The 15,402-nt window shown below is 63.3% G+C and carries 16 protein-coding genes; 6 read left to right on the forward strand and 10 right to left on the reverse strand.

From position 1 onward, the window contains the following. Position 1: 1 nt before the first annotated feature. The 8 genes from NBW56_RS04595 to NBW56_RS04630 all read right to left on the reverse strand — a co-directional run bounded on the left by NBW56_RS04595 (position 2) and on the right by NBW56_RS04630 (position 8,204). The gene (locus tag NBW56_RS04595; protein ID WP_250258141.1) at positions 2 to 343 is read right to left on the reverse strand and encodes a rhodanese-like domain-containing protein; all 342 of its coding nucleotides are present in this window, start codon (positions 341 to 343) and stop codon (positions 2 to 4) included. Between the two features lie 98 nt (positions 344 to 441). Then, positions 442 to 1,797 carry an FtsX-like permease family protein gene (locus tag NBW56_RS04600; RefSeq protein WP_250258142.1) on the reverse strand — a complete coding sequence of 452 codons (1,356 nt, stop codon included), beginning with the start codon at positions 1,795 to 1,797 and terminating at the stop codon, positions 442 to 444. Next, positions 1,794 to 2,519, reverse strand: coding sequence for an ABC transporter ATP-binding protein (locus NBW56_RS04605; RefSeq protein ID WP_250258143.1), 726 nt, complete (start codon positions 2,517 to 2,519; stop codon positions 1,794 to 1,796). The genes NBW56_RS04600 and NBW56_RS04605 overlap by 4 nt, the downstream gene beginning before the upstream one ends. A gap of 244 nt (positions 2,520 to 2,763) precedes the next feature. Then, positions 2,764 to 3,543 carry a phosphate ABC transporter ATP-binding protein PstB gene (gene pstB / locus NBW56_RS04610; protein ID WP_250258144.1) on the reverse strand — a complete coding sequence of 260 codons (780 nt, stop codon included), beginning with the start codon at positions 3,541 to 3,543 and terminating at the stop codon, positions 2,764 to 2,766. Between the two features lie 33 nt (positions 3,544 to 3,576). Then, entirely contained in the window at positions 3,577 to 4,767 is a 1,191-nt protein-coding gene (gene pstA, locus NBW56_RS04615) for a phosphate ABC transporter permease PstA (RefSeq protein WP_250258145.1), read from the reverse strand. Positions 4,768 to 4,778: 11 nt separating this feature from the next. Next, entirely contained in the window at positions 4,779 to 5,777 is a 999-nt protein-coding gene (pstC, locus tag NBW56_RS04620; RefSeq protein ID WP_065248395.1) for a phosphate ABC transporter permease subunit PstC, read from the reverse strand. Positions 5,778 to 5,884: 107 nt separating this feature from the next. Continuing rightward, on the reverse strand, positions 5,885 to 7,006 hold the full coding sequence (gene pstS, locus NBW56_RS04625; RefSeq protein WP_126847110.1) for a phosphate ABC transporter substrate-binding protein PstS: 1,122 nt from the start codon (positions 7,004 to 7,006) through the stop codon (positions 5,885 to 5,887). Between the two features lie 262 nt (positions 7,007 to 7,268). Continuing rightward, the gene (locus NBW56_RS04630; protein ID WP_250258146.1) at positions 7,269 to 8,204 is read right to left on the reverse strand and encodes an NUDIX hydrolase; all 936 of its coding nucleotides are present in this window, start codon (positions 8,202 to 8,204) and stop codon (positions 7,269 to 7,271) included. A gap of 128 nt (positions 8,205 to 8,332) precedes the next feature. Between NBW56_RS04630 and NBW56_RS04635 the strand changes: the two genes are divergently transcribed. The 6 genes from NBW56_RS04635 to NBW56_RS04660 all read left to right on the forward strand — a co-directional run bounded on the left by NBW56_RS04635 (position 8,333) and on the right by NBW56_RS04660 (position 13,024). Beyond that, the gene (locus NBW56_RS04635) at positions 8,333 to 9,136 is read left to right on the forward strand and encodes a hypothetical protein (protein ID WP_250258147.1); all 804 of its coding nucleotides are present in this window, start codon (positions 8,333 to 8,335) and stop codon (positions 9,134 to 9,136) included. An 82-nt stretch (positions 9,137 to 9,218) separates the two neighbouring features. Further along, on the forward strand, positions 9,219 to 9,911 hold the full coding sequence (locus NBW56_RS04640; protein ID WP_250258148.1) for a heme-binding beta-barrel domain-containing protein: 693 nt from the start codon (positions 9,219 to 9,221) through the stop codon (positions 9,909 to 9,911). Further along, complete coding sequence (ygfZ, locus tag NBW56_RS04645) at positions 9,908 to 11,002, forward strand: CAF17-like 4Fe-4S cluster assembly/insertion protein YgfZ (protein WP_250258149.1); 1,095 nt, start codon at positions 9,908 to 9,910, stop codon at positions 11,000 to 11,002. The genes NBW56_RS04640 and ygfZ overlap by 4 nt, the downstream gene beginning before the upstream one ends. Before the next feature lie 17 nt (positions 11,003 to 11,019). Beyond that, positions 11,020 to 11,457: a hypothetical protein gene (locus NBW56_RS04650; RefSeq protein ID WP_250258150.1), complete on the forward strand. Its 438-nt coding sequence runs from the start codon at positions 11,020 to 11,022 to the stop codon at positions 11,455 to 11,457. Continuing rightward, on the forward strand, positions 11,454 to 12,704 hold the full coding sequence (locus NBW56_RS04655) for an FUSC family protein (RefSeq protein WP_250258151.1): 1,251 nt from the start codon (positions 11,454 to 11,456) through the stop codon (positions 12,702 to 12,704). Before NBW56_RS04650 ends, NBW56_RS04655 begins: the two co-directional genes overlap by 4 nt. Next, on the forward strand, positions 12,701 to 13,024 hold the full coding sequence (locus NBW56_RS04660) for a DUF2516 family protein (protein WP_065248403.1): 324 nt from the start codon (positions 12,701 to 12,703) through the stop codon (positions 13,022 to 13,024). Before NBW56_RS04655 ends, NBW56_RS04660 begins: the two co-directional genes overlap by 4 nt. On the opposite strand, the gene NBW56_RS04665 is transcribed toward NBW56_RS04660, so the two are convergent. Both NBW56_RS04665 and NBW56_RS04670 read right to left on the reverse strand, forming a co-directional pair. Beyond that, on the reverse strand, positions 13,021 to 13,491 hold the full coding sequence (locus NBW56_RS04665) for a MarR family winged helix-turn-helix transcriptional regulator (protein WP_250258153.1): 471 nt from the start codon (positions 13,489 to 13,491) through the stop codon (positions 13,021 to 13,023). The genes NBW56_RS04660 and NBW56_RS04665 overlap by 4 nt on opposite strands. Before the next feature lie 101 nt (positions 13,492 to 13,592). Beyond that, the gene (locus tag NBW56_RS04670; protein WP_250258154.1) at positions 13,593 to 15,170 is read right to left on the reverse strand and encodes an MATE family efflux transporter; all 1,578 of its coding nucleotides are present in this window, start codon (positions 15,168 to 15,170) and stop codon (positions 13,593 to 13,595) included. Positions 15,171 to 15,402 lie beyond the last annotated feature (232 nt).

Consider the following 15,402-nt stretch of genomic DNA (forward strand, 5'->3'; position numbering starts at 1 on the left):
GCTAAAGCACGCGCCCGGGTTCCCCCTCATCGGTGACAACGGGAAGACCCTGCATGAGCCACGCGTCCATACCGCCACCAACGTTGATCGCCTCGATTCCCTGCATGGCGAGCCACTGCGCGACCTGCGAGGAGCGCCCACCCGAGCGGCACACGAGGTAGATGTCCCGCTCGCGGCCCTCTTCATCCTCAACGAAAAGCTCATCGAGATGCGCGGCGAGGCTGCTCGCGGGAAGGTGGCGGGCGCTTGGGGCGTGCCCGGCGTCCCACTCATCCTGCTCACGGATATCGAAAAGCACGGCACCTTCGGGGACGCTCAGGGGGTCTACAGTCTCAAAGTCCATGCCTTCAGCGTAGACGCGAGGGCTCCATACGGACCGCAAAACGCCGACGCGAGGGGCACCCCACGCGCCGGCGCGAAATCTGCCCACATTATGGCTTCCTAACCAGCTGTGCGCACGCGTGCCCTCGCCGCTCGCGCCACGAGCGGAGAGCTTACAAGCGCCGACGCCGCCACAAGACCGAGCGCTGCCACGACACTCACGAGGAAGCCCACGGCCACGAGGGGATTCGTGGCCGACGACCCCATGAGAGCAAGCAGCACGAGAGCTGCCATGAACACAGAGACCACGAGAGAAATCCCCACGGGAATCGCGATTTCGGCAATGCGTGCGCGATGCAGCTGCCCCACGCTCGCCCCCGCGACGTGTTGGGCGCGATACCTCGGTCCCTGGTCGATCACGCGCGCGGTGTGGGTGACACCCGTGCTCACCGCTGCAAGAACCGCGGCGATCCCCACCGTGAGCAGCGCACCCGTCACGAGCGCCTGGTTCATGAGCTGCGCGACTGCATCGTCATTCGGGAAGGTCGTAATGATCGACGCAAGCCCTGCGACCACGAGAGCAATCGTCACGCCGGATACCGCACGCCAGCCCGCACGCGGATCCGAGGTGAGGCGCCGCGCCCCCACAAGGAGGCCCGGGGTAGGCGCGAGGGACGCGACGATCCTCGCGACGATCCACACAAGAAACGGCCCCGCGAGGTTCACGGCGAACACCATGGCGCCCACTGTTGCGAGCACCGCCACGATGATGACCCCGATCGGCATCCCTTCCATTTGTGGAAGAATCGTGGCCGCGATGAGAAAGGCCCCGATCGCGAGCACCCACACGACAAGGCGCACGACCGACATCCTCACCTTGTGAGCTCCGCGTGCAATCCCGAGCGGACTCAGAGCAACACCCGTAAGAGTGATCGACGCCGAAAGCGCGGCAAAGAGCGCAAGGGCAAAAGGCGTGAGCACGAGCGCCCACCACGGCAGAATGAGCTCATCCACCGTGAACTTCCTGATCCCGAAATCGAGATGCGAGAGGGGCCACGCGGCCGCGATGTGCACAGCAACGCCGATCACTGCCCCAACGATGGATTGCCAGGCGACGTCGGACACCGCAACACCCGCCACCTGCGCGCGTGTTCCCCCAACGAGCCTCACCGCTGCCAAATCCTTTTCGCGGCGGGCGAGCGAAAGTCGAGCTGCCGCCCCGCCGAGCGCGATCGCATTCGGTACGAGCAGAACGCACGCGAGAACTGCGCACATCACGAGCAACGGCATGACCTGTTCCTCGGGCGACGCTTCCGTGCCTGACAGTTCAAAACTTGCATTACCCAAGCGCCCGTAGAACGCACCCGTGCCCGCAAGCACGGTGCACACGATTGCGGTTGCAGCCGCAAACGCAATGACGGGAAGGGCATTGGCGAGGGAGTTTCGCCCCCGCACGAGCATGGGAAGGGCGTTCACCGCGTGACCTCCCGCTCGATCTGGCCGTCACGCATCGTAATCGTACGTGCGCACGCGGCAGCGACGTTCGGGTCGTGAGTCACCATGACGAGCGCGCTGCCCGCATCGGCCGTGGCCTGAAGAAGCAGCGCAAGGACCTCCTGGCCGGTCTGCTGGTCAAGAGCTCCCGTGGGCTCATCGGCATACACAACCGACGGTTCCCCCGCGAGGGCGCGTGCGATCGCGACGCGCTGGGCCTGACCACCCGAAAGCTGACCCGGTCGGCGCGCCTCGAGGCCCTCAAGCCCGAGCGCCGCGAGCCAACGCCGTGCAATCTTCTTCGCCTTACCGCGCGAAACACCCGCGAGCATGCGCGGAAGCATGACGTTCTCGAGTGCGCTCAGTTCGGGAAGGAGCTGGCCATCCTGGAAAACAAAACCGAAATCCGTGCGGCGCAGCTTTGTGCGGGCCGCGTCGCGCATTTCGCTCAGGTCACGATCACCATAGATCACACGGCCTCCCGTAGGAGCGAGGATGCCCGCGAGACAGTGAAGGAGGGTCGACTTTCCGCAACCCGAGGGCCCCATGATCGCGAGGCTCTGGCCGGCGTGAATGTCGAGGTTCACGCCGCGCAGGGCATGGGTGTTGCGGTCGTAGGCGAGTGAAAGGTCACGCGCCGAAAGAACGGTGCGGACGGTTGACTGGGCGGTGGACTGGGGCGAAGACATGTGCGTTGTTGTCATGCCTTTACCTTCCCGTGCAGGAAGGGTTCAGCGCGTCGGTCTCGAGGACCGCGTACGCCAAACGCGAGGCGGATGTTTCGCGGCGTCGATCGCTACCTTTTCCAACCGAAGGAGGAGCGGAGGTCATACTTTCGTCGCGCCACGATGCAACATGCGGAGGGCTCCGCAGACATGCGGAAGGCGCGGCCCGGGATATCCCGTGGCCGCGCCTTCGTCGCGAATGGTGCCCGAGCGGGCTTACCGATCAGCCGAACTTACCGGAGATGTAACGCTCGGTTTCTTCCTGCGCGGGGTTGTTGAAGATCTTGGTCGTCTCGTCAAACTCGATGAGCTTGCCCGGGGTGCCCGTACCGGCAATGTTGAAGAAGCCGGTCTTATCGGACACGCGCGAAGCCTGCTGCATGTTGTGCGTCACGATCACGATCGTGTACTGCGACTTGAGCTCGTGGATGAGTTCCTCAACCGCGAGGGTCGAAATCGGGTCGAGCGCCGAGCAGGGCTCGTCCATGAGAACGATGTCGGGCTTAACGGCGATCGTGCGAGCAATGCAGAGGCGCTGCTGCTGACCGCCCGAGAGGCCGCCGCCGGGCTTGTTGAGGCGGTTCTTGACCTCTTCCCACAGGTTCGCGCCACGCAGCGACTCCTCGACGAGCTGGTCGGCTTCGCTCTTTGACATGCGCTTGTTGTTGAGCTTCGCACCAGCGAGGACGTTCTCGGCGATCGACATCGTGGGGAACGGGTTCGCCTTCTGGAACACCATGCCCACGCGGCGGCGCACGTTCACCGGATCGATGCCCGGGCCGTAGATGTTCTCGCCGTTGATGTTGACCTCACCCTCGGCGTAGGCACCGGGGATGACCTCGTGCATGCGGTTGAGGGTGCGCAGGAACGTGGACTTGCCGCAGCCCGAGGGGCCGATGAGGGCGGTGACGCTGCGCGCGTCGATCTTGACGTTGACGTCCTCAACGGCGAGGAAGTCGCCGTAATAGACGTTGAGGTTCTTCACGTCGATGCTCTGTGACATCTGGAATCCTTTCAAAGATCAGCCTGGGAGGGCTCAGCGGCCGGTCTTCGGCGAGAAGTAGTAGGAGACGAAGCGGGCAAAGATGTTCAACACCATGACGATCACGATAAGCGTCAATGCTGCCGCCCACGCGCGCTGATAGTTGATATCCGGGTTACACGCGAATTCTTCGCGCGTGAAGTAGTTAAGGACCTTCTCACCCTTGTCGCCACACACGGCGTGGCCGAAGCCGTACTGCTGGTTGATGAAGGTCGGGAGCGCCATCATGCGGCCCTCGAACGGGTTGGCGTTCATCATCTGGAACACGCCGATCGTGAACATGAGCGGCGCGGTCTCGCCAATCACACGTGCGATGGCGAGGGTGACACCGGTCGTAAGACCCGCGATCGCCGTACGCAGCACGACTCGCACAATCGTGAGCCACTTCGGAACGCCCAGAGCATAGGCCGCTTCGCGCAGTTCGAGGGGAACGAGGCGAATCATTTCCTCACTCGAGCGCACCACGGTGGGGATCATGAGCACGGAAAGTGCAACCGAACCCATAGCGCCCATGCGCAGCCCGGCTTCACCCGAAAGGGTCGTGAAGAGAGCGAGCGTGAACAGGCCCGCGACGATCGAGGGGACACCGGTCATCACGTCGACGAGGAACGTGATGCCCTTGCCGAGAGTCTTTTGCCAGCCGGTCTGGGCGTACTCCACGAGGAACACCGCGGTGAGCAAGCCGATCGGAATCGAGATGATTGAGGCGCCGAGCGTGATGATGAGCGTGCCCACGATCGCGTGGAGGATGCCGCCGCCATCGGCGCCGCCGTTGAAGCCCTGCATGTCACCGGTGAGGAAGCCCGGTGTGAGCAGGCGCGGGCCGCCCTTCGAGATGACCTCCCACAGGAGCGACACGAGCGGGATCATCGCCGTGGCGAAGGCACCGACAAGGATGAGCGTCATGAGGCGATCCTTGGCCCAACGCTCGCCTTCGCGCACGCGGGAATAGAGATAGCCGATCACGAGGTGGGCGAAAAAGCCGAGAACGAGGATCGCGGGCAGCGTGAACGCGCCGGTCGCGAGCAGAAGAACCGCTACGACGACGAAGGCAATGACTCCCGTGAGGATCATGTGCCACCACGGCAGGCGACGCTCGCCAGAGTTCATGATGCCGTTGCGCTCAGGTTCCGAGCCGCGGGGGCCGGGGTTGGTGGTGTTGAGGGTTGCGGATGCTTCACTCATTGCTGATCCCCCTACTTCTTTCGTGCGCTAGCTGCCACGATCCAGCGGGCAAGCGCGTTGATGACGAACGTGATGAGGAACAGGACGAGGCCCGCGAAAATGAGCTTCGACATGTCAATACCGGTCGACTCCGCGTTCTGCGAGGCGATGTACGACGCGATTGTCATGTGCCTGCCCACCTCAAGGAGGTGCAGCGAGTAGGTGTAGCCGGGGCTCAGCACCATGAGGACCGCCATCGTTTCACCGAGAGCACGACCAAGGCCGAGCATGCAGGCTGAAACGACACCGCTACGACCAAAGGGAAGCACGACCATCCGCACCATCTCCCACTTGGTGGCGCCAAGACCGATCGCGGCTTCTTCCTGCGCACCGGGCGCCTGGAGGAAGACCTCGCGGCTCACGGCGGTGATGATGGGAAGGATCATGACCGCGAGCACGATCGCGGCGGTCATGACGTTGCGCATGGGAGCATGCGGGTTGCCCTGGAAGAGCGGAATCCACGACGTAAGGGGACTTGTGTTAAGGAAAGTGTAGAGCGGCTGCATGAGCGGCACGAGCCACACACCGCCCCAAAGACCGAACACCACCGAAGGCACGGCTGCAAGAAGGTCGATCACATAGCCGATGGGGGTCGCGAGTTTGCGCGGCGCGTAGTGCGAAATAAAGAGGGCGATGCCGATGGCGATGGGCGCCGCAATAAAGAGCGCGAGAAGCGAAGCGAGAACCGTGCCATAGACCAGCGGGCCCACGAACTCGAAGAGGTTCTGCTTCCCGCTATTGGTGGGGATCGCATTCCAGTTTTCAATCGCCGGCAGCGATTGAATAAGAAGGAAGATGAAGATTGCCGCGAGCACGGCAAAGATAATGAGGCCAGAGCCAACACTCAGCGACGAGAAGATCGCGTCACCGGGACGCGCGCCGGAGCTCTTGAAGCTCTCGCTTTTCTCGTTGCCCGGAGGCTGGGGGGCGCCCTTGGCGGGAGTGCTGTTTTCGGCAGCCGCTGTGCTCACGCGCACGCTCCTGACAGTAGGGGATGAAAAGATTTTCAAACAAGAGTGCGCCGCCGAACCTGGTGGGCTCGGCGGCGCACCGTTACGCCTCAGGCGTCAAGTGCAGGTCACTTAGCCTTGATCGCGTCGATCGACTTCTGCGCGTCCTCACGGAGCTTCTCCGAGAGGGGGGCCGAGCCGGCAGCCTTAGCCGCGTCGTTCTGGCCCTGCTCCGAGATCACGTAGGAAGCGTAAGCCTTCACGAGGTCGGCATCTTCCTTCTTCTCGTAGGTGTCGCACATGACCATGTAGGACACGAGGACGATCGGGTACGAGCCCGACTCGGTCGTGTCGCGAGCGAGGTCGAGAGCGATGTCGTTTTCGCCGCGGCCCTCAGCCTTGGGCGAAACCTCAACGGCCTTGGCAGCAGCATCGGCGCTGTAGGCGACGTACTCTTCGCCAACCTTGATCTTGGCGGTGCCGAGGTTGCCGGCCTTCGACGCGTCGGCGTAGCCGATCGTGCCGTTGCCACCCTGAACGGTGTTGACGAGACCCGAGGTCTTCTCGCCCGACTGGCCGCCGTTGTCGAACCAGGTCTCGATGGCGCCGTGCTTCCACGACTCGGGAGCAGCAGCGGCGAGGTACTCGGTGAAGTTCTCGGTCGTGCCCGACTTGTCCGAGCGGTGGACCGGAACGATGTCCGTGTCGGGGAGTTCAACATCGGGGTTGTCAGCCTTGATGGCCTCGTCGTTCCACTTCTTGATGTCGCCCGCGAAGATCTTCGCGAGGGTATCGGGCGAAAGCTGAAGGTCGTCAACGCCCTCGAGGTTGTAGACGACAGCGATCGGGGAGATGTAAACGGGGATGTCGAAGGCCTCACCACCGAAGCAGCGATCCTTCGAAGCCTCGACCTCTTCGCTCTTGAGGTAGGCGTCCGAGCCAGCGAAGTTGGTAGCGGCAGCGAGGAACTGCTCGCGGCCCTTGCCCGAGCCAACGCCGTCGTAAGTCACCGTTGCGCCCGAGTTCTGAGCCATGAAGCCACCGATGAAGGCGCCCTGGGCATCCTCCATCGAGGAAGCGCCGGCACCGTTAAGGGTGCCCGAGAGATCAGCGGGAGCGTTCGATGCGCCCTTGTCGCCACCCTTAGTATCGGTGCCGTTTTCGGTGGATTCGCCACCGCACGCCGCGAGAGCGAAGGCGCCGGCGAGGCCGAGGGCGGTTGCGGAAACGAACTTCTTCTTGAGGTTCACGAGTGTCCTTTCGAGGCTCTTCGAGCCTGGGATACGGGTCGTAAGTGGACACATCGAAGGTAGAAGCCAGAAGTGACGCCGCGAGTATTCCCAGGTGAACAAATGGTGAACTCATGTCGGAATTTCTGAGATTCCTGACATCTAACGATCGTTTTGCCAGTTCAGAGACCCATTCGGGCGTTCGTGTCACATTGCGATGTGCCACACATCCCAGACTTCGCAACTCTCATGACCCTCACAACCTTCGTTGCCTTCACGGCCTCTATCCAATATTGGGAAGGTGCCTCTCGACATCCACTATTCGGCCACGATCAGTCGTGTGAAGAACGAGCATTTCGCCCGGAGCGAGGTAAGGATTCTCCCGCGGCAACTTTCCCCGAACCTCTTTCGTACACGCATTTTTCGCCGCGGCGATGACCGTGGGCAGCACCGGCCTATGCGTACACACGACCGTGCGTGCGGCTTCGGCAATCGCGCGCTCCATAACCGCGGCCGCTCGCGCAGGCCGCTTCGCGTGCGCATGCTCGGTGAGCTCCGGCTTCTCGACGATGTCAATCCCTCCTTCGAGCGCGAACGGCTCGATGGTCTCGAGGCAGCGACGCCAGGGCGACGTGACAACGCTCTTTGGAGCGTAGGCCCCTAGGAGCGGCGGAAGCGCTGCGGCCTGCTTGCGACCCTTGCGCCGCAAGGGTCGGGTTTTCTCGTCGCCTTTTCGCCACTTCGCACGAGACTGCGCAGCCGCATGCCGCTGCACGATGACCGGCGTCGTGCTGAGCTCGCCATGATCGGCAAAATCGAGCACGCGCTTGAGCAAGTCCCGATCAGATTTTCTCGTAAGAATCTCACGCGCCTTCGAGACTGCGACCCATTCGACCCTGTCGATTTCTTTGGGATTTTTGGGACCCGGGCCGGTCTGGGCGCGCACTCGCGCCGCCCAGTAGTGCACTGTTTTCGGTCGGCCGTGCGTGCGGTAGTCAACCGTCGGAAGGGGGCGATCGAGGCGAATCCGATACCCGGTCTCCTCTTCCACCTCACGCACTGCCGCGGCAACAAACGATTCACCCGGCTCGAGCTTCCCCTTCGGGATCGACCAGTCATCATATTTGGGGCGGTGCACGAGAAGAACCTGCAGTTTCCCGCGTTTTTCACGCCAGACGAGCGCGCCTGCCGCGAGGATCGGGGACTGTTCGCGTGCCACGGGGTTACTCTCCTCGAAACGACAGCTCAGGGCCTCCCCAAGTGTAGTACGCCCCTCCCGCGTGCGTTTCGCGAGGGCAGCCCCGTAGACTTCCTTGAGGCATAACCCATAAAACGATTGGTTGATGTATGACACCGAGTGAGCGGGCACCCCTCACGGGCGCGTGTGCACTCGCGCTCGCCGCAGCCATGTCCCTTCCCGCACTCAGCGAAGAAGTCCTCGCGGGAATATTGGGAATGTTCGTGGTTCTCCTGTGCGTGAGCTGGCCGCACCTTCTCGAGCTTCCAAGCCGCATGGGAAGCGGCATCATCATGGCACTTGCCGGTCTTGGTTCGCTCGGCCTCGCACTCGCGCTCGGCACGACCGGTCTCACCACCAAGCTCGTCATCGTGATCGCCATCGCGCTGTTTTTGAGTTTTGCTCACGAAATGCTGCGCCGCGAACGCTCGCGGCTCACGCTGTCGATTTCCGGAACGGCAAGCGGCGCCCTCATCACTACCCTCACCGTGACCTGGCTGAAAGGCTGGGCACTCGCCTCGGCGAACGGGCCGGCAACCGTCGGATTCCTCCTTGCGATGACCATGGGCCTTGCGCTCGGAACCCTGTGCCTTGCCCTTCCACTCCCCTCCGCCGCGCGCGTGAGCTGCGCAATCGTGATTGGCGCGGCCACTTCCGGGCTCCTCGCCTGGGCCCTCGGGTACTCGCCGTTGATCATCGCGATGTCGACCCTCGCCGGCGCGGTTCTGTGCACGGCCTCGCTGTTCGTGTTCTTCCTTCTGTCGCGAGTGATTGGCGCAGCTGATCCGCGCGAGTCGCTCGCAGTCGCGATCTCGCCGATCGCCCTCACGGGTATCCTCGCGCTTTTGTTCCTCGAGGTTGCCCTCAGCTACGTTCCCGCGGACCTCGGGCTTACGGTCATCCCGGCCGCCTGAGCACCGTCCTTCAGGGGGAATACACGTATCATGCCCCACGTTAAAGAGACGTTCATTCACCACTATTCACAAGGGAGTTTTCGTGCCCATCGTCATCGATGAGAATCTCGACCCGTCGCTCTACCCACTCGCGTGGCTCGTAGGGGCGTGGGAAGGCACGGGTGCCGTGCAACTCAAGGGGGAAGACGGCGAGGAGGTCGGCCGCGCGATCGAGCAGCGCCTCACCGTGACGCCGGATTCTTCGGGTGGGCTTACCTGGGTCATGCGCACGTGGGTCCTGGACTCGCCCGCGCCTGAACCACCAACATCGGCGTTTTACGAAAAGGGCGAGGAAGGGTCCGACGCCACCCAGCAAAGCGGCGAGGCCGACATCGTGCGCGAGCTCCTTCTCGAGGAAAAAGGCACGTGGCGCACAACCGGCGTGCTTCCGGGCCAGGATGAAGAGGCGGCGAAGAACGCGAAGCCGGGTAGTCCCGAAAGCTACCTCTCTCACGGCGTGAGCCTCACCATGGAGCGTTCGAGCGCCTTCGGTGAGGCGCCCGCCGAGCACTGGGCAGGCGAAGTGCGCGGTCCACGAATCCAGCTCGCGACCCAGGATCTTGCCACGTCAAGCAGTGCTGCGGGCAGCGGCGACTCGCACGGGGCCCGCATGTTCGGGCTCGTGGGTGGGCGGCTCATGTGGCTTCAGGAAGTCGGCTCGTCTCTCTCGAATCTGCGCCCCTATCTCTCGGTCGAGCTCAACCGTGCCGCTGACGAGGACGTGAAGGAGGCGTGAGTCCCGCACCACTGATCACCCACCGCGCGATCCACGAGGAATCCGGCCCAGACGCGGCGGTTCCCGCGCACTACGGCGCGCCCCTGCGCGAGCAGCGACGCCTCGTTGCTGGCACGGCCGTCGTCGACCTCGGCCACCTCGAGGTCCTCGAGGTGCGGGGAGACGACCGCGCAACCTGGCTCACGACCGTCACCTCTCAAGTGTTCACGGATCGCACCGAGGGCGACTCCTTCGAGGCGTGCGTGCTGAGCCCCCAGGGGCGCGTCGAATCCCTCTTTCAAGTGGCGACCGGCCCCGAATCCTTCTTCCTCATCACCGACCCCGGCACGCGCGAGCGTCTTCATGACTACCTCGCCCTCATGACGTTCGCGAATCGCATCGAGCTTGTCGAGCGCGACGACCTTCACGTGCTCGGCTCATGCGCCCCGCTCGCCACGGTGTTCGGTGAGGAGTCCCCCACGCCGACTGCCACGTGGGTCCAAGCGTGGCCCGAGGTCGCCCCGGGCGGCGTTGCCTACGGCCCCGACCCCGATTTCCCCGAGCCATGGCACCTCACGCTCGTGAGCGACGCCGAGCTTCGCACCCCCGGGGCGCCCTGGCGTAAGCCCGAATTTTTTGCGGGCCTGTGGGCGGCAGAGGCCGTGCGTATCGTCAACCACCGGCCGCGCCTCGTGAGAGAAGTCGACGAAAAGACCATCCCCCACGAACTCGACCTTCTGCGCACCGCCGTTCACACGAATAAGGGCTGCTATCGTGGCCAAGAAACGGTCGCGAAGGTACTCAATCTCGGCCAACCGCCTCGGCGCCTCGTGCGCCTCCACCTCGATGGCTCCCAGGACATGCCCGCCCCCGTGGGTGCGGAGGTATTCTTCGGCACAAAGAAGGTGGGAACGCTTACCTCGAGTGCGCTCCATGCCGACGAAGGCCCGGTGGCACTCGCCGTTCTTAAGCGCACCGTGCCGCACGATGCGGCGCTCATCGTCGCCTTTGAGGTCGGCGAGGCGAGTGTGAAACTTGACGCTTCACAGGTCACGGTCGTGACCGAGCGCGACCATGGTGAGAGGCCGAAAGCGGCCCAGCTTCGCCGATAGTCAGGAGGAGTCCCCACGTGGACGAGGAGTGGAAGTCCCGCAAAACGGAGATCTTCGAGGTCCAAGAGCGCAATCTTCGCCGCGCTGAACGCGAGGAACACGAGAAGGCCACCGCGATCATTCTTGAGGGAATCGCGCGCTTTCGCGCAGCAGGGATTGACCCGCACCCCCTACGCGCCCTTCCCTACCGGGGCTCTCGGCCCGTGAAAACCACTCACGTCGGCTGGTATTTGAAGTCCGATCGTACGGTCGGCATCGATACCGAGGGGCACTACTACATCCTTTCTGCACCGGGCGACCTCATGACCCGATTCAAGGGCGCCACGCTCGAGCCAAAGAGCGCGCCCCTCATCGTGGGGCGCGGGGGTCGCGACGGCGAATGGTTTGAGATCGATAAGCTTCTCGAGCTGCGCCTTCACGAACCTGTGGCGCCCGCGAGGAGGCCCGCGGCGTGAAAAGCCCGAAGCTCAACGACTGGCTACACGCGGGTGCTTCCCGCGCGAGCGATGGCGCCTGGCAAATTCTGCTCGCTGCCTTCACGGCCGCGGCGGCCTACTGGCTCTCCAAGCACCTGTGGGGCCACCCCGCCCCGTTCTACTCGGGTATTACCGCCTTCCTCATCATCGGCCTCACGCTCGAAACGAAGATCCGTAAAAGCATCGACATGAGCACGGGCGTTTTTACGGGAATCATCCTCGGGGAGATCGCGCGCCTGCTCATCGGCTCCGGAACCTGGCAGCTGTTCGTCACGCTTTTCGTTTCGCTCATGCTTGCGCGATTCATTAAAGCGAGCGTCATTTTTTCGATCCAGGTGGGCATCCAGTCCATGATCGTGCTGCTCCTGCCGCAAACTCCCACGATGACGCCCCAGGGCAGGGCCCTCGACGCGATCACGGGCATTTCCCTCGGCCTGCTCGTGCACATCGCTTTTTCCCGGGACCCGCGCCACGAGCAGCGAAAAGCTGCCGACAAGTTCTTCGAGGAACTCAGGAACGCACTCACGAAACTGAGCGAGGCCGCGTTGAAGGGCGATTCACGACTCGCGACGAAAGCCCTTACCCAAATCCGCAACACTTCCCAGCGGCACACGGACGCGTGGGCCCTTGCCAACGACACCGCGAACGAACTCACGAGCTACTCCCCCACGCTCCACCGCCACCACAAGCACGTGAACCGGGTCCAGCACCTCCTCGTGGGCAGCGACCGCGCCATGCGCAACGCCCGCGTCATCGCGCGGCGCGAAGTCGAATTCTTGCGCGTCACGCAGCCCCACACCTTCCCGAACCTTGCCGAAGCTCTCACAGCGGCGGTCAACGCGATCGACGAAATTCAGGCCGGGGTCGACACGGAAGCTGACTTCACTCAGGCGAGGCGCAAACTTCGCCTCTTTTGTGCGCACCTCACTCCCGAAACTCTGCTTGCGACGGCGGAGGGAACCGTCGGACGCCTCGGCCATTTCGAAGGCATCTCGCTCGTGATTCAGCTGCGCGCCCTCGCGGTTGATCTCCTCGAAGCGACCGGCCTGCCCAGTTCGGACGCCCGCCGTTTCTTGCCCTCCCTCATCGTCGTCGCCGACTCCGACATCGTGGGTCCGCGCCCCATCACGCGCGAGATGAAGGCCGTTGAGCCACCCGCCTCAACGGAAGCACTTGAACTTCTCATCACCGATCGCACCGATCCCGACCGTAAGAGGAAGCCGTGATTACCTACACCATCGCGTATTACCTGTCCCTTGCCCTCGCCGTCATTTTCGTGGCGATCGAGGCATGGGCACTTATCAACGCGCTCCGCTTCCCCGCGAACGCTTACGACGCGGCCTTCAAACGGACAAAGACTTTCTGGACGCTCATGACGGCGGGCGCGCTCGTGATCGGTGTGGTCACGGGCTTTGGCCGAGGTATGGGCCCCTTCACGATCATGCTTCAGGTCATCGGTTTCGTCATGGCGGGAGTGTTCCTCGCCGACGTCCTTCCCGCTTTACGGCAGGTCATGGGCAACGCCCGCGGGCCTCGCTCGCGCTAGTCGGCATCACTTTCTGGGTCGTCACCCATCATCGAGGCACGAACCCGCTCGCCCATGGCGCGCACGACCGCGCGGGCTTCTTCGAGATCATCCGGGGCGAGGGCTCCCGAGTAGTACTCTTCCCAGGCTTTGTGCATGGCCGCGACCGCCTGCTCGCCCTTTTCCGTAATGAAAAGGTGGTTGGAGCGCCGGTCAACCATGTCGGGCACGCGCCCCACGAGCCCATTGACCTCGAGGTCACGAATCGCTGCGCTCGCATTCGAGGGGCGCAGAATGATGTCCTCAGCGACCTTCCCCGGTGTAATGCCCGGGGTGCGCCCGATATGTCGAAGGATCATCGCCTCAACCGTTGAAAGTCCCCGCATGCCCGGGATGTCAACGGTAAGCGCCTGGATGCGGCGGGAAATCAGGAGCATCTCGTCGATAATTTCAACGAGCGGTGTCAGTGTGCGGCGTTTGGCGGACACGGTAACCTTTCTGCTCGGTGGCGGGTCCTCTCCCCGCCCGGGGCACAGCAAGTATGCACCATAAAACCTGGTAAACACTCACTCCCGCGACACCTGGGATTTTACCGCTGTTCACTCTCCGAATCTTCGGATGGATGCTCCCCCGCATCGAAAAGCTCGGCTTCGTCGAGCGCGGGAAACTGCCCGGTTTCACCGCGGTCGCGCACGATCGGGATCGCACCGGTGCGCACGTCTTCGAAGCTCTCGCCCTGCAGGATCGTGGGATCGGCAACAACGCCTTTCTCCGCGAGGAAAGGAGCGGAGAGAACCTCGATCTCCTCAGTGCGCGGGCCCTGACGGTAGGTGCGCTCTTCGAGCTTGCGGCTGATCACGATGTACGAAGGAATGAGAAGCGCAATCGATCCCACCCAGGCGAGCGGAGCGCCCCACGCGACTCCGATGAACCCGAAGGCGGCACCGAGAACCACGGCGGTGAACACGCGCATCACAAGCTCGGCGATACCCGAATAGAACGGCGGCTTCATGTGGCCAAGGCCCTGCAGCGAACCGCGCACAACGAACAGGATGCCGAGAGTCCAGTAGGCCACCGAGTAGATCTTGAGAGCGTCGTGCGCAAGGCTGAGCACGACCGGCTGCTCGCTTCCAATGAAGAGCTCCACGAACACGCCGCCGAGCAGGAAGAGGGCGAGGCCGATCGCGATCGACACGCTCACGCTCACGACGAGCGCTTGGCGTACGCCATGCTTGACGCGTTCTATCTGACGCGCGCCATAGTTCTGCGCCACAAATGTGGAGGTTGCGAGACCGAGCGAGGCAAGGAAGGTGACGGCGATACCGTCAACCCGGCCGGCGGCCGTAAAGGCGGCGACAGCATCGGGGCCGAGGTCATTCAGGCGCACCTGAACGGCGATCGTGCCGATCGCGATCACCGAGGTCTGGAAGCCGAGCGGGAGGCCCAAGTTGAGGTGCTCGCGCAGCTCGGGCATCGTGACTTTCCAGTCGTCGAGGCTCATGTGCAGCACGGGAATGCGCGCGCGCACCCACAGCACGCACAGGAGCACCGACGCGAGCTGCGAGACTGCCGTGGCGAAGGCGGCGCCGGCGATTCCCCATTCGAGCACCGCAACGAACACAATGACGAGAACAACGTTGAGGAGGCACGCGATCGCGAGAAACACGAGAGGGGTGCGTGAATCGCCCACGGCGCGGATGATGGCCGCGAGAAAGTTGAAGAACACGAGCGTGAACATGAACAGGAAGCTCCAGAACCCGAACGTTACGGCATCGTCCATAAGCTCGGGCGGAGTCTGCATGATCTGGAGCAGCGGGCGAATGAAGATCGTGCCCACGAGAGTCATCACGAGGCTCGAAAGCGCAGAGAGGATGGCGCCGGCCGCAACCGAGCGTCGCAGTCCTTTCACGTCATCCGCACCAAAAGCCTGCGCAACGGGAATCGCGAAGCCGCTTGTCATGCCCCACGCGAAGCCCGTGATGAGAAACAGGAGACTCATGCTCGCGCCCACCGAGGCGAGTGCGAGTACGCCGAGGTGGCGCCCCACAACCATGGCATCGACGAACTGGTAGAGCTGCTGCACGACGTTGCCGATCAAAAGCGGCACCGAGAAGAGCACAATTGCCTTCCACGGCGTTCCCCTCAAGAGGCCTTGCGACTGTGACACGCGTGCTCCGCCTTCCTCGCCCTCCGGATCGTTGAAAACGGATCTAGTCTAGTCGCGCGGGCTCCCGATGCGAGGACAAAGGGCGCTTCCCTCACATTGTGAAACCGCGTCCGCGCCTGATCCTCGGAGGTTCACGGCGTGCGGACTTTCGACCTCCCTACCGGGTGCATGGGTGGCTAGTGTAAAAGGCGCGCGCCCAGGGTGCGCCTTTGAGTCCGACGGTGGCCTGGCA

The organism is Dermabacter sp. Marseille-Q3180, assembly GCF_940792985.1.
Classification (GTDB): Bacteria; Actinomycetota; Actinomycetes; order Actinomycetales; family Dermabacteraceae; genus Dermabacter; species Dermabacter vaginalis.

Excerpts from the sequence above, each read along its gene's own strand:
- NBW56_RS04595 (WP_250258141.1), bottom strand. The coding sequence starts at position 343 with ATGGACTTTGAGACTGTAGACCCCCTGAGCGTCCCCGAAGGTGCCGTG.
- NBW56_RS04605 (WP_250258143.1), bottom strand. The coding sequence starts at position 2,519 with ATGACAACAACGCACATGTCTTCGCCCCAGTCCACCGCCCAGTCAACC.
- pstB (WP_250258144.1), bottom strand. The coding sequence starts at position 3,543 with ATGTCACAGAGCATCGACGTGAAGAACCTCAACGTCTATTACGGCGAC.
- pstA (WP_250258145.1), bottom strand. The coding sequence starts at position 4,767 with ATGAGTGAAGCATCCGCAACCCTCAACACCACCAACCCCGGCCCCCGC.
- NBW56_RS04635 (WP_250258147.1), top strand. The coding sequence starts at position 8,333 with ATGACACCGAGTGAGCGGGCACCCCTCACGGGCGCGTGTGCACTCGCG.